Source organism: Marinobacter sp. MMG032 (assembly GCF_040112695.1).
Lineage (GTDB): Bacteria > Pseudomonadota > Gammaproteobacteria > Pseudomonadales > Oleiphilaceae > Marinobacter > Marinobacter salsuginis.
The window spans coordinates 2383999-2397290 of the sequence record NZ_CP157802.1; the positions used below are offsets into that span (position 1 = coordinate 2383999).

The window sequence follows — 13292 nt, forward strand, 5'->3', positions numbered from 1 at the left end:
GGACCTGGGAAACCGTTATGGCAGGAAGTGCATCCGAATATATCCAGCATCACCTCCAGAACCTCACCTACGGTAAGCTGCCGGCAGGCTATGAGCGTGCCGACGGAACCGTGCTTCAAGATGCAACCTGGACGCTGGCTCACACCGGCAAGGAAGCATCCGACATGGGCTTCTGGGCATTGCACATTGACTCACTGGGCTGGGCGGTAGCGCTCGGTGCCCTGTTCCTGTTCATTTTCCGAATGGCCGCCAAGCGTGCTACCTCGGACCAGCCCGGGGGCCTCCAGAACTTCGTTGAAGTGATGGTCGAGTTTGTTGACCAGAGCGTGAAAGAAACCTTCCACGGAAAGAACAAGGTCATTGCTCCGTTGTCACTGACCATTTTCTGCTGGGTATTCCTGATGAACCTGATGGACCTGGTTCCGGTGGATTTCCTGCCGCAGCTGTTCCACCTGATGGGTCTTGAATACATGAAGGTGGTTCCGACCACGGATGTGAACGTGACCCTGGGCATGTCCCTGTCTGTCTTTGCGCTGATCATCTACTACAGTCTGAAGGTGAAAGGAGTTGGTGGCTTCGTGGGTGAACTGACCCTGCACCCCTTCTCTTCCGACAATATGTTCCTGAAGATCCTTCTGGTTCCGGTCAACCTGCTGCTGGAAGGCGTGAGCCTGATCGCCAAGCCGATCTCACTGGCACTGCGTCTGTTCGGTAACCTGTACGCCGGCGAGCTGATCTTCATCCTGATTGCGCTGCTTCCCTTCTGGGCGCAGTGGGCACTGTCTGTTCCCTGGGCGATTTTCCACATCCTGGTTATCACCCTGCAGGCATTTATCTTTATGATGTTGACGATCGTGTACCTGAGCATGGCTCACGAAGACAGTCACTGATCGGACACCATTAAGCCGTAGTTCTAAACCCTAAACCCTTAAACTGAAAAACCTAACTGAAAACTGGGAGTTATCATGGAAACTGTAGTTGGAATGACCGCTATTGCCGTTGCACTGCTGATTGGCCTGGGTGCCCTGGGTACTGCGATTGGCTTTGGTATCCTCGGTGGCAAGTTCCTGGAAGGCGCTGCGCGTCAGCCGGAAATGACCCCGATGCTGCAGGTTAAGATGTTCATCGTTGCAGGTCTGCTGGACGCCGTAACCATGATCGGTGTTGGTATCGCTCTGTTCTTCACTTTCGCCAACCCGTTTGTCGGCCAGATCGCCGGTTAATCGAGTCGCCAGAGCCGGGGTTTCGCCCCGGTCAGATGATTCTTAACAAAACAGGCGAGAGGTGAAGACGTGAACATTAATTTGACGATGATTGGTCAAGCCATCGCGTTCTTTATCTTTGTCGTCTTCTGCATGAAATATGTGTGGCCGCCAATCATGGCCGCACTGCAGGAGCGTCAAAAGAAGATCGCTGACGGACTGGCTGCCTCAGACCGCGCTGCGCGCGATCTGGAACTGGCTCAGGAAAAGTCAGCTCAGGAACTGCGTGAAGCCAAGCAGCAAGCTGCTGGTCTGATTGAACAGGCCAACAAGCGCGCGGCCCAGATTGTGGAAGCATCCAAGGATGACGCCCGCAAGGAAGGCCAGAAGCTGATTGAGCAGGCCAAGGCCGAAATTGAACAGGAGCGCAATCAGGCTCGTGACGCTTTGCGTGCAGAAATTGCCACCATTGCCGTTGCCGGTGCTGAGAAGATCCTGGAAACCTCTGTCGATGCCTCCAAGCACAACGAGATGTTGGAAAAACTGGCGGCAGAACTTTAAACGACGAGGTTCATCATGGCAGAACTGAGAACGCTGGCCCGTCCCTACGCAAAGGCAGCATTTAGTGCCGCTCAGGAGCATGAACAGCTGGCTGAGTGGTCCCAGGTGCTGACAATTGCCGGGCAGGTCACCGCGAACAAAGACATTCGACAGCTTCTCGCGAATCCGGGTCTGGAAGAGCAGAAGAAGGCAGAGCTGATTCTGGAGGTCGCCGAAGAGGGCGTCACCGATCAGGTCCGCAACTTTTTCGCTGTACTGGCTGAAAACCGCCGGCTGACTCTTCTTCCTGAGATTGCAGCGCTCTTCAACACGTACCGGGCTGATCTGGAGCGCACTGTTGATATCGATGTCACCGCGGCTTTCGAGCTGACGGACGAACAGCAACAGAAGCTCGCCCAGGCACTTTCGAAGAAACTCGAGCGGCAAGTGTCACTCGCAGCGTCATTGGACAAGTCTCTGATTGGCGGCGTGATTATTCGCACCGGCGATCTGGTCATTGACGCATCTGTACGCGGAAAGCTGACCAAGCTGGCCGACGCTCTGGGCTCCTGATTTCAGCACAAGGTTTGAGGATATTGGCATGCAGCAACTGAATCCATCCGAGATCAGTGACATCATCAAGAAGAGAATCGAAAAACTCGATATCTCTTCCGAAGCAAAGAACGAAGGTACGATCCTGTCGGTTTCCGACGGTATCGTGCTGATCCACGGTCTTGCCGACGTTATGTACGGTGAGATGATTGAATTTGCCAACGGCACGTTCGGTATGGCTCTGAACCTGGAGCGTGATTCCGTTGGTGCGGTTGTGCTGGGCGACTACGAAGATCTGGCTGAAGGCCAGAAAGTTCGTTGCACCGGTCGCATCCTGGAAGTGCCGGTTGGTCCGGAACTGATGGGCCGCGTTGTTGACGCGCTGGGTAACCCCATCGACGGCAAGGGTGACCTCGGTACCGACCTGACCTCTCCTGTCGAGAAGGTTGCACCGGGCGTTATCGCACGTCAGTCCGTTGATGAGCCGGTTCAGACTGGTCTGAAGGCAATCGACACCATGGTGCCGATCGGTCGCGGCCAGCGTGAGCTGATCATCGGTGACCGTCAGATCGGTAAGACCGCTGTCGCCATCGACGCGATCATTAACCAGAAAGACACCGGCATCAAGTGTATCTATGTTGCCGTCGGTCAGAAGCAGTCTTCCATCGCTGCCGTTGTGCGCAAGCTGGAAGAGCACGGTGCGATGGATCACACCATCGTGGTTGCCGCCGGTGCCGCCGATCCTGCAGCGATGCAGTTCCTGGCTCCGTACTCCGGTACTTCCATGGGTGAATACTTCCGTGACCGTGGCGAAGACGCCCTGATCATCTATGATGATCTGTCCAAGCAGGCCGTGGCTTACCGCCAGATTTCCCTGCTGCTGCGTCGTCCGCCAGGCCGTGAAGCCTACCCGGGTGACGTATTCTACCTGCACTCCCGTCTGCTGGAGCGAGCGTCCCGTGTAAACGCTGACTACGTTGAGCAGCTGACCAATGGTGAAGTGAAAGGCAAGACCGGTTCCCTGACCGCCCTGCCGATCATCGAAACCCAGGCTGGTGACGTGTCCGCGTTCGTACCGACCAACGTAATCTCCATTACCGACGGTCAGATCTTCCTGGAAACCAACCTGTTCAACTCCGGTATCCGTCCGGCGATGAACGCCGGTATCTCCGTATCCCGGGTAGGTGGTTCCGCCCAGACCAAGATCATGAAGAAGCTCGGCGGTAACATCCGTCTGGCTCTGGCCCAGTATCGTGAACTGGCCGCTTTCGCACAGTTTGCTTCCGACCTCGACGAAGCAACCCGTCAGCAGCTTGAGCACGGTCAGCGTGTAACGGAACTCATGAAGCAGAACCAGTACAGCCCGATGTCTGTGGCTGAAATGGGTACGGTTCTGTTCGCAGCCAACGAAGGCTTCCTGGACGACGTTGATGTCGACAAGGTAGTGAAGTTTGAAGCGCAGATGCTCGACTGGATGCGCTCCGAGCAGAAAGACCTCCTCGACAAGATCAACGAGAAAGGCGATTACAACGACGAAATCGCTGCCGGCCTCAAAGCTGCACTTGAGAAATTCAAGACCACTCAGAGCTGGTAAGAAAACGGGCCTGCGGCAACTGTCGCGGGCCGCTTTTCGTAGCAACGAGTGTCTAACTTGAGAAGGCAGTGAGTTATGGCCGTCGGCAAAGAAATACGTAACCAGATATCAAGCATCAAGAGCACGCAGAAAATCACCAGCGCCATGGAAATGGTGGCTGCGAGTAAAATGCGTAAGGCTCAGGAGCGCATGCAGGCAACCCGCCCGTATGCCGACAAGATGCGTCAGGTGATCGGGCACATTGCCAAGGCGAATGCTCAGTACAAGCACCCGTTCATGGTCGAGCGCGACGTCAAGCGCGTGGGCTATATCGTGGTGTCAACTGATCGTGGCCTCTGCGGTGGTCTGAACATTAACCTGTTCAAAGCGCTTGTCCGTGAAATGAAAGCGTGGAAAGAAAAAGGAGTGGAAACCGATCTGTGCGCCATCGGGCAGAAAGGGGCTTCCTTTTTCCGGAGCTACGGCGGCAATGTCGTCGCGGCGCTGACCCATCTGGGGGACAGCCCGAGCTCTGAAAAACTCATCGGCAACGTCAAGGTTATGCTGGATGCGTTCTCGGAAGGAAAGATTGATCGCCTGTACGTGGTCAGCAACGAGTTCGTTAACACCATGACCCAAAGCCCGAAGGTGGAGCAGCTTCTGCCCCTGCCGGAGAGCGAAGACGAGGAAGAGATCAAGAACCAGTGGGATTATCTCTACGAGCCCGATGCCAGGCAGATCCTCGATGGCCTTCTGCCACGTTTTATTGAATCCCAAGTGTACCAGGGTGTGGTAGAAAATCTGGCATGTGAACAGGCAGCCCGGATGATCGCCATGAAGAGCGCAACTGACAACGCCGGTAGCATTATCGACGAGCTTCAGCTGGCTTATAACAAGGCGCGTCAGGCAGCCATTACCCAAGAGATATCGGAGATTGTGAGCGGCGCCGCTTCGGTCTGATCCAGCCCACAATCCAACTGGTTTTATTGACTATCAAGATAACGAGGAACCGAGCATGAGTAGCGGACAAATCGTTCAGATCATTGGCGCGGTTATCGACGTGGAATTCCCACGTGACTCCGTACCCAAAGTATATGACGCACTGCTGCTTGAAGGTGGCGAAACAACTCTGGAAGTCCAGCAGCAGCTGGGCGACGGCATTGTTCGTACCATCGCCATGGGCAGTACCGAAGGCCTGAAGCGTGGCCTGAAAGCAGAAAACACCGGCAACCCGATTTCGGTACCGGTGGGTACCCAGACTCTGGGCCGTATCATGGACGTTCTGGGTCGCCCCATCGACGAAGCCGGCGAGATCGGCGAAGAAGAGCGTTGGGCGATTCACCGTAAGGCCCCGGGCTACGCCGACCAGGCAGCGTCTGCGGACCTGCTGGAAACTGGCATCAAGGTTATCGACCTGATCTGCCCGTTCGCCAAGGGTGGTAAGGTTGGTCTGTTCGGTGGTGCCGGTGTTGGTAAAACCGTAAACATGATGGAACTGATCAACAACATCGCGAAAGAGCACTCCGGTCTCTCCGTATTCGCAGGTGTTGGTGAGCGGACCCGGGAAGGTAACGACTTCTACTATGAAATGAAGGAGTCCAACGTTCTCGATAAGGTTGCCATGGTTTATGGCCAGATGAACGAGCCCCCTGGAAACCGTCTGCGTGTGGCCCTGACCGGTCTCACCATGGCTGAGAAGTTCCGGGACGAAGGTCGTGACGTACTGTTGTTCGTTGACAACATCTACCGTTACACCCTGGCCGGTACCGAAGTATCCGCACTGCTCGGCCGTATGCCGTCTGCGGTAGGTTACCAGCCGACTCTGGCCGAAGAGATGGGTCAGCTGCAGGAGCGTATTACCTCCACCAAGAACGGTTCCATCACGTCCATCCAGGCGGTCTACGTACCGGCGGATGACTTGACTGACCCGTCGCCTGCAACCACCTTCTCGCACCTGGATGCGACCGTGGTACTGAGCCGTGACATCGCTTCCAAGGGTATCTACCCGGCGATCGATCCGCTGGATTCCACCTCTCGTCAGTTGGATCCGCTGATCATCGGCCAGGAGCACTACGAAGTGGCCCGTGGCGTGCAGACTAACCTGCAGCGCTACAAGGAGCTGAAAGACATCATCGCCATCCTGGGTATGGACGAACTGTCAGAAGAAGACAAACTGACCGTTGCCCGTGCCCGTAAGATCGAGCGTTTTCTGTCCCAGCCGTTCCACGTTGCTGAAGTATTCACCGGTTCCCCCGGTAAGTACGTTTCCCTCAAGGAAACCATCAGCAGCTTTAAGGGCATCCTGAATGGTGACTATGACGAATTGCCCGAGCAGGCGTTCTACATGGTTGGTACCATTGAGGAAGCGGTCGAGAAAGCGAAGGAAATGAAGAGCAAGGCAAAGAGCTAATCTGAGCCGACGCATTTGTTTCCGGATCGATCAAAGAGGCAACTGACATGGGTATGACCGTGCATTGTGATGTGGTAAGTGCCGAAACAAAGATCTATTCCGGATTGGTGGAAATGCTGATCGCAGCCGGTTCTGAAGGTGACCTGGGTATTGCCCCGGGTCACACTCCGCTGCTGACCCAGCTGAAGCCGGGCCCTATTCGGATTATCAAGCAGGGCGGTGAAGAAGAGATTCTTTACGTGTCCGGCGGGTATCTGGAAGTTCAGCCCAATCTGGTGACTTTGTTGGCGGATACCGCGGTTCGTGCAAAGGATGTGGACGAAGCAGCCGCGCTCGAAGCTCAGAAAGAAGCCGAGAAAGCACTTGCCAACAAGACCGGTGAATTCGAGTACTCCCGTGCCGCTGCAGAGCTGGCCGAAGCTGTTGCTCAGCTTCGTACCATCCAGCAGCTGCGTAACAAAATGCGATAAGCATTTCCGTTTCGGGTTTGCCGAACACCGAAGCCGCATCCTGAGCGGCTGGAAGACCAACGTGTTACGTTGGCCATCCGGCCCTGAAGGGTGCGGTTTTTTTATTTTCAGTATTCAGAGACTCAACACTCCAGGAGCCTGACTTTTCCATGAGCCCGCTACACGTCGTCATTCTGGCCGCCGGCCAGGGTTCCAGAATGAAATCCGCATTGCCAAAGGTGCTGCATCCGATTGCCGGCCGCCCCATGCTTCATCATGTGATTGCAACGGCGAAACAGCTTGGCGCGGAAAAGATTCACACTGTGATTGGTCATGGCGCCGAGAAAGTTCGCGAAACTACCGATGAGGCCTCGGTAAACTGGGTAACCCAGAGCGAACAACTGGGTACCGGTCACGCTGTGGCCCAGGCCCTGCCGGACCTGCCGGATGATGCGCGGGTTCTCGTACTTTATGGCGATGTGCCTTTGACGCGACATGAAACGCTCGACGGGCTGGTTGGGACCCTGGATGACAACACCCTGGGTTTGTTGACGGTGACTATGGACAACCCCCAGGGTTACGGTCGGATCGTCCGAAACGCTGATGGCAAGGTGCAATCCATCGTGGAGCAGAAAGACGCGTCTGCCGAGCAGCAGCAGATCCGCGAGGTGAATACCGGCATCCTGGCGGTGTCCGCAAAACATCTGAAGAACTGGCTGCCGACCCTCTCCAACAGTAATGCCCAGGGTGAATACTACCTGACTGACATCATTGCCATGGCAGTGGATCAGGGTCTGGGTATTTCGGTATCCCAGCCGGAGAATCCCTTTGAAGTGCAGGGGGTTAATAATCGCCTGCAACTGGCGGAACTGGAGCGCTGGTTCCAGCGTCAACAGGCTGACCGACTGATGACAGAAGGCGCCACGCTCGCCGATCCTGCCCGGTTGGATGTTCGTGGCGAGCTGACGATTGGCAATGATCTCTGGATCGATGTGAACGTGGTCTTCGAGGGTAAGGTCAACCTGGGCAGCAACGTGTCCATTGGCCCGGGCTGTGTCATCAAGGATACGACCATTGCCGATGGTGCCGAGATCAAGGCCAACAGTGTGATCGAAGGGGCAGTGATTGGCGCTCACGCGCAGATTGGGCCATTTGCCCGAATTCGTCCGGGCACCGAACTGGCCGCAAATACCAAGGTTGGCAACTTTGTGGAAACCAAGAAGGCGATCGTCGGTGAAGGCAGCAAGATCAACCACCTGAGCTACGTGGGCGATGCCTCACTGGGTCGTAATGTGAATGTGGGTGCAGGAACCATCACGTGTAATTATGATGGTGTTAACAAGTATCAGACGGTGCTCGGCGATGGGGTCTTTGTTGGTTCCAACACGGCCCTGGTAGCTCCGGTGACTGTTGCCGCGGAGGCGACCATTGGTGCGGGGTCGACCATTACCCGTGACGTAGCAGACCACGAGCTGGCCGTGGCGCGGGGCCGACAGCGGAATATCTCCGGTTGGGAAAAGCCGAAGAAACACTGATTTAAACGATCGACAGACAGGTAGAGCAGCATGTGTGGAATTGTAGGCGCGGTTTCGGAAAGGGACGTTCAGGGCATCCTTCTTGAGGGTCTGCGCCGTCTGGAATATCGCGGGTATGACTCCGCGGGCATGGCCGTGATCGGTGGTGACCACAGCGTCCAGCGTGCAAGGGAAGTCGGCAAGGTTGCCGCGCTCGGCGACGCCATGAAAGCCAACCCGCTTGCAGGTCATCTGGGCATTGCGCACACCCGCTGGGCCACCCACGGTGAGCCGTCCCAGATCAATGCCCACCCGCATATGTCCGGCGAGCGGCTTGCGATCGTCCATAACGGCATTATCGAGAACTATCAGGAGCTGCGCGAAGAGCTGCGGGCGGACGGTTTCGAGTTTTCCTCCCAGACTGATACTGAAGTCGTTGCCCACCTCATCGAGAAGAACTACCGGACCCTGGGGAATCTCCATGATTCGGTGCGGGCCGCCATTGCCCGTCTTCGTGGCGCCTATGCCCTGGCCGTTGTTCACGCCGATGAACCGGACCATCTTGTCGTGTGCCGTGAGGGCAGCCCCCTGGTGATCGGCGTGGGTATCGGTGAGAACTTCATCGCGTCGGACCAGCTCGCGCTGCTGCCGGTCACCGATCGCTTCATGTTCCTGGATGAAGGGGACATTGCCGACATCCGCAAGGATGCCATCACTGTTCTCGATCGCGAGGGTCAGTCGGTGGAGCGGGAAGTAACTCGTTTCGAACATGGCGCCGATTCAGCCGACAAGGGCGAATACCGTCATTTCATGCTCAAGGAAATTTATGAGCAGCCCAAAGTGATCAAGGCCACCATGGAAGGCAGGGTCACCAAAACCCGGGTGCTGGAACAGGCATTGGGTACCGAGGCAGCAAATCTCCTTGAGAACGTTCGTCACGTACAGATCATTGCCTGCGGCACCAGTTACCATGCCGGTATGGTGGCCCGTTACTGGATCGAGGAGTTGGCTGGTATTGCCTGCTCGGTGGAAGTGGCCTCTGAGTTTCGTTACCGCAAGCACGTGATCCAGCAGGACACCCTGTTCTTGTGTATCTCCCAGTCCGGCGAAACCGCCGATACCTTGGCGGCCCTGCGCCAGGCCAAGAAAGCAGGCTTCCGGGCGGCGCTGGCCATCTGCAACGTGCCGGGCAGCTCCCTGGTGCGGGAATCCGACCTGGTGATCATGACCCAGGCCGGACCGGAAATCGGCGTGGCCTCCACCAAGGCCTTTACCACCCAACTGACCGCACTGCTCCTTTTCACCCTGGCTCTTGCTCGTCACAACGGGCTGCCGGAAGAGCAGGAAGCAGAGATCGTTGAGGCCATCCATCTGCTGCCTGGCCAGGTCAGTGATGTCCTGGCCCTGGATGCCGAGATTGCCGAGATGTCCAAAGCCTTCATGGACAAGAACCACAGCCTGTTCCTGGGCCGCGGTTCCCAGTTCCCGGTTGCCCTGGAAGGTGCCCTCAAGCTCAAGGAAATCTCCTACATTCACGCCGAGGCCTATCCGGCCGGTGAACTGAAGCATGGTCCCCTGGCACTCGTTGACAGCGAAATGCCGGTGGTCACCGTCGCGCCCAACAATGATCTGGTTGAGAAGTTGAAGTCCAACTTGGAAGAAGTGCGGGCCCGCGGCGGCGAGCTGTTTGTCTTTGCTGATAAGAGGGCCAATGTGAAAGCCGAAGAGGGCCTTCATGTGATGCAGATTCCTTCCGTGCATCCGATTACGGCCCCGATTGTCTACACCGTGCCACTGCAGCTACTTTCCTATCATGTAGCCGTGCTTAAGGGCACCGATGTGGACCAGCCCCGCAATCTGGCCAAAAGCGTTACCGTTGAATGAAAAAAGCCCCGCATACGCGGGGCTTTTTAGTCATAGCCTCAGAAGCGATAGGAAACAGACGCCTCTACCGTTCGTTCCTCGCCAAACCAGCAGTTGGAACTGTCGAAACAGCTGTAATAGCGCTCATCGGTGAGGTTGTTAACTGACAGGCCCAGTTCGGTACCTCGCAACGTGTGGGAGACTCGGCCCAGGCTATAACGCAGGGCGATATCCACCAGTGTTGTATCTGGTACGTTCCCCTCATTGGTGGCGGCGTTGTATTCAGCTTCGCCGATGTACCGGGCACCAATGCCTGCAACCAGGCCATTCAAAGGTCCGTCATAAAAGCCATAATCGGCCCACACAGACAGAAGGTGCTCGGGTACCCAGACCGGCGTTCGACCTTTCAGTCCGGTATTGTCCTTGGTGACCTCAACATCCTGCAGCGTGTAGCTGGCGGTCACCAACAGGCTGTCGATGGGCTGTGCCCGGGCTTCAAGTTCGATGCCCTGGGAACGTACTTCCCCGGCCTGGATCTGATCATAAGGGCCACCGTTGGGGTCGCGAGTCGGCACGTTGTCCTTGGTGATCTGGTAAAACGCAAGGTTGGCTGATGTTTGCTGATCCTGGGACTGGTATTTCACACCTAGCTCCCACTGGTCGCCTGTCGACGGATCAAACTCATTGCCATTGCGGTCACTGCCGGTTTGTGGCTCAAAGCTTTCGGCATAATTGATGTAAGGTGAGAGGCCGTTGGCACCCCGATACATCACGCCCGCGCGAGTGGAAACGTTGTCCTGGTCAAGCTTCCTGTCGACCGTGCCACCGTATTGTCTGCCTTTTTCCTCACCGGTGAAATCATCCCAGCGGACGCCGCCAATGATTACGAACCGGTTCAGTTCGATCTGGTCCTGGAAATAGATGCCAAGCTGCTTCTTGCGAATATTGAAGTCAGAAGACAGTGCGGTGTTCTCTATATTTATGTTGTCTTGAGTGATCTGGTAGTAGTCCGGATCAAACAGATCGATGGCGGGGGCTGCGGTATCCTCGTAGATTACGTCTGAGTCGAGACTGAAGTAATCCAGGCCCACCAGTATATTGTGCCGGGCCGATCCGGTCTGAAAGCGTCCCGAAAACTGGTTGTCCACGGTGAAGCCGGTGGTTGTCTCATCTGTAAGATAGGCCTGTCGGGAGAGAGTCCTGCCATCCGCGGCCAGACCCGTTCCGTAGGTGTTGGTCTGAAACGCTTCCGCGTCGGTGTACCGGAAGTTTTGCAGGAAATTCCAGTTGTCGTTGATGTTGTGGTTGACCTTGTAGCCGGCCAGCAACACCTCTTTTTCAAACTCATTCCAGTTGGCGTCGCCGGAGAAGGCATCCTGCGGCAGTTCGCCATTGGGGTTGGGCAGGAACAGACCGGAAGCGGACAGGGTGGTATAAATCCCCATGGCCGGATCTTTCTGATAGTAGAGGTTGAAGTTGATGAGTGTGTCCTCGCTCACCTGCCAATCCACCGACGGCGCGATCATGTGGCGCTCCTCCTCGGAGGTTTCGGCCTGACCATCCCGGGTACGGGTCAGACCCACCAGGCTGTAGGACAGGCTGGAATCGCCCAGTTGACCCCGGCTCTCAACGGAGGCTTCCGCCAGATTGCGGGAACCACCCGCCACCTCAATCTTGTTAAAGCTCTCGGTGGAGGGCTGTTTGCCGATCAGATTCACCATCCCGCCCGGCGGCATGGACCCGTATAGCGTCGATGTAGGGCCCCGGAAGACCTCAACTTGCTCCACAGCCTTCAGATCAATCTGGGGCTGTAGATTCCAGTCGTTGTAGAGCAGTTGCAGGCCGTCATAATAATTCTGGTAGTTGATAAAACCGCGGATGCTGAACAGATCCAGTCGGCCCACAGCCCCGCCTCGCAACTCGGTGTTCACACCCGGCGCATAACGAAGCGCTGACGCAACCGAGTCCGCATCGCGCATTTCCAGGGCCTGTTGGTCCAGAACGGAGATGCTTTGCGGGGTTTCGCCCGGTTCCAGTGCCGTCTTGGTGGCGGTGTTTCGGTAGGTCTCGCCGTACACCGTCATGGTGTCCAGTTCCAGGGGGTCATTGGAGTCTGCGGCAGCCATCTGGCTGACAGCCAGGCCAATGGCAACAGCCAGTGCGGAGGGTTTGATAACGTGTGAATGCATAATGGGTCCTGTTAAACCTCGAATGATTAATTGCGAATCATTCCCATTATATTTATCTGGTTGAACAGGACTTAACCGATTGGTGCATGCCGGTAATTAATGGTGTCTCAAGCACGACTGGAATCCAGTATTCCATGCTCACTTCCGGCGCCCGGGCGTCGAATTCCGGAGGGTAGACCTCCAGATCAAATCCATAGACCGCCTTGCAGCCGGCATGTGGAAGCCAGGCATTGAAAAACCATTTCAGGATTTCAGCGAGTGAGCGGATGGGGCCCTGAAAGGAGACCACCGCGTAATTCTGGGCAGGCACCTGAAGCACTTCGAGACCTTGAGGAGCGTGGGCTTCACCGGTTTCAACACCAGCCAGATAGTGGAATTCGGGACCCGCTCCCCCGGAGAGATCAAGAACGCCAAACCTGGGTCGCTCCTCTGGCAGCAGCCCGGCGGCTGATAACGAACCCCAGAGCGCAGGGACCTTGACGTTGAAATCAGGATTGGACGAGAACAGTCCCCGTATCTTCTCGGAGCGACCGGCCACGGTGAACGCCGGCCTTGAATCAAGCCGGATGGCAGGAACTCGGGCCCGGAGGGAGGCATCCGGCAGAAGGGCCGGATTGAGACATAAGGGCGTACTCAGCAGGCACGGCAGTCCTCGGCGCCGGTATTGGGCCGGTGGACACCCGAAATGCTGTTTGAAACTGCGGCTGAAGCTGATGTCGGAGCCAAAACCGCAGGCCAGACCAATATCGATGATGCGCTGATCGGTAAACAGCAGCATTTCCGCCGCCAGGCTCAGCCGCAGTTCCCTCACATACTGCCCGACGCATTGACCGGTCTCGAAGGCGAACACACGGTTGAATTGCCAGCGGGACCATCCCCCGATCCTGGCAAGGCTGGTAACGGCCAGCGGCTTGTCCAGGTTCAGGTGGATGTAATCCAGAACCTTCCCGATTCTGCCCAGCTGGGTCTGCCGGCTTGACGGGGTCATCGGGTACTCCTG

General features: G+C 56.5%; 12 protein-coding genes. 10 read left to right on the plus strand and 2 right to left on the minus strand.

Features of this window, described 5'->3' with window-relative positions; genetic code table 11:
• Positions 1-17 precede the first annotated feature (17 nt).
• The 10 genes from atpB (at position 18) to glmS (ending at position 10124) form a co-directional block, all read left to right on the plus strand.
• Positions 18-890 (plus strand): F0F1 ATP synthase subunit A, encoded by an 873-nt coding sequence (gene atpB / locus ABNF92_RS10970; RefSeq protein ID WP_069182395.1) that lies wholly within the window; start codon positions 18-20, stop codon positions 888-890.
• A gap of 75 nt (positions 891-965) precedes the next feature.
• Complete coding sequence (atpE, locus tag ABNF92_RS10975; RefSeq protein WP_012138088.1) at positions 966-1223, plus strand: F0F1 ATP synthase subunit C; 258 nt, start codon at positions 966-968, stop codon at positions 1221-1223.
• Between the two features lie 69 nt (positions 1224-1292).
• Positions 1293-1763, plus strand: coding sequence for a F0F1 ATP synthase subunit B (locus ABNF92_RS10980; RefSeq protein ID WP_174805021.1), 471 nt, complete (start codon positions 1293-1295; stop codon positions 1761-1763).
• A 15-nt stretch (positions 1764-1778) separates the two neighbouring features.
• Complete coding sequence (locus tag ABNF92_RS10985) at positions 1779-2315, plus strand: F0F1 ATP synthase subunit delta (RefSeq protein ID WP_069182394.1); 537 nt, start codon at positions 1779-1781, stop codon at positions 2313-2315.
• Between the two features lie 28 nt (positions 2316-2343).
• Positions 2344-3888 (plus strand): F0F1 ATP synthase subunit alpha, encoded by a 1545-nt coding sequence (gene atpA / locus ABNF92_RS10990; protein WP_136630338.1) that lies wholly within the window; start codon positions 2344-2346, stop codon positions 3886-3888.
• Positions 3889-3963: 75 nt separating this feature from the next.
• Complete coding sequence (atpG, locus tag ABNF92_RS10995; RefSeq protein ID WP_305965360.1) at positions 3964-4827, plus strand: F0F1 ATP synthase subunit gamma; 864 nt, start codon at positions 3964-3966, stop codon at positions 4825-4827.
• 55 nt (positions 4828-4882) lie between these two features.
• Positions 4883-6277: a F0F1 ATP synthase subunit beta gene (atpD, locus tag ABNF92_RS11000; protein ID WP_008172594.1), complete on the plus strand. Its 1395-nt coding sequence runs from the start codon at positions 4883-4885 to the stop codon at positions 6275-6277.
• A gap of 47 nt (positions 6278-6324) precedes the next feature.
• A complete protein-coding gene (locus tag ABNF92_RS11005) occupies positions 6325-6747 on the plus strand; it encodes a F0F1 ATP synthase subunit epsilon (RefSeq protein WP_008172596.1) in 423 nt (140 codons plus the stop codon).
• A gap of 149 nt (positions 6748-6896) precedes the next feature.
• Positions 6897-8261 (plus strand): bifunctional UDP-N-acetylglucosamine diphosphorylase/glucosamine-1-phosphate N-acetyltransferase GlmU, encoded by a 1365-nt coding sequence (gene glmU, locus ABNF92_RS11010; RefSeq protein ID WP_136630337.1) that lies wholly within the window; start codon positions 6897-6899, stop codon positions 8259-8261.
• Between the two features lie 30 nt (positions 8262-8291).
• Positions 8292-10124: a glutamine--fructose-6-phosphate transaminase (isomerizing) gene (glmS, locus tag ABNF92_RS11015; protein WP_349342150.1), complete on the plus strand. Its 1833-nt coding sequence runs from the start codon at positions 8292-8294 to the stop codon at positions 10122-10124.
• Between the two features lie 38 nt (positions 10125-10162).
• On the opposite strand, the gene ABNF92_RS11020 is transcribed toward glmS, so the two are convergent.
• Positions 10163-12292: a TonB-dependent siderophore receptor gene (locus ABNF92_RS11020; RefSeq protein ID WP_349342151.1), complete on the minus strand. Its 2130-nt coding sequence runs from the start codon at positions 12290-12292 to the stop codon at positions 10163-10165.
• A gap of 52 nt (positions 12293-12344) precedes the next feature.
• Positions 12345-13280 (minus strand): AraC family transcriptional regulator, encoded by a 936-nt coding sequence (locus tag ABNF92_RS11025; RefSeq protein ID WP_349342152.1) that lies wholly within the window; start codon positions 13278-13280, stop codon positions 12345-12347.
• Between the last annotated feature and the right edge of the window lie 12 nt (positions 13281-13292).

Coding starts and splice junctions, on each gene's coding strand:
- atpB (WP_069182395.1), top strand. CDS start 18: ATGGCAGGAAGTGCATCCGAATATATCCAGCATCACCTCCAGAACCTC.
- atpE (WP_012138088.1), top strand. CDS start 966: ATGGAAACTGTAGTTGGAATGACCGCTATTGCCGTTGCACTGCTGATT.
- ABNF92_RS10985 (WP_069182394.1), top strand. CDS start 1,779: ATGGCAGAACTGAGAACGCTGGCCCGTCCCTACGCAAAGGCAGCATTT.
- atpA (WP_136630338.1), top strand. CDS start 2,344: ATGCAGCAACTGAATCCATCCGAGATCAGTGACATCATCAAGAAGAGA.
- atpG (WP_305965360.1), top strand. CDS start 3,964: ATGGCCGTCGGCAAAGAAATACGTAACCAGATATCAAGCATCAAGAGC.
- atpD (WP_008172594.1), top strand. CDS start 4,883: ATGAGTAGCGGACAAATCGTTCAGATCATTGGCGCGGTTATCGACGTG.
- ABNF92_RS11005 (WP_008172596.1), top strand. CDS start 6,325: ATGGGTATGACCGTGCATTGTGATGTGGTAAGTGCCGAAACAAAGATC.
- glmU (WP_136630337.1), top strand. CDS start 6,897: ATGAGCCCGCTACACGTCGTCATTCTGGCCGCCGGCCAGGGTTCCAGA.
- glmS (WP_349342150.1), top strand. CDS start 8,292: ATGTGTGGAATTGTAGGCGCGGTTTCGGAAAGGGACGTTCAGGGCATC.
- ABNF92_RS11020 (WP_349342151.1), bottom strand. CDS start 12,292: ATGCATTCACACGTTATCAAACCCTCCGCACTGGCTGTTGCCATTGGC.
- ABNF92_RS11025 (WP_349342152.1), bottom strand. CDS start 13,280: ATGACCCCGTCAAGCCGGCAGACCCAGCTGGGCAGAATCGGGAAGGTT.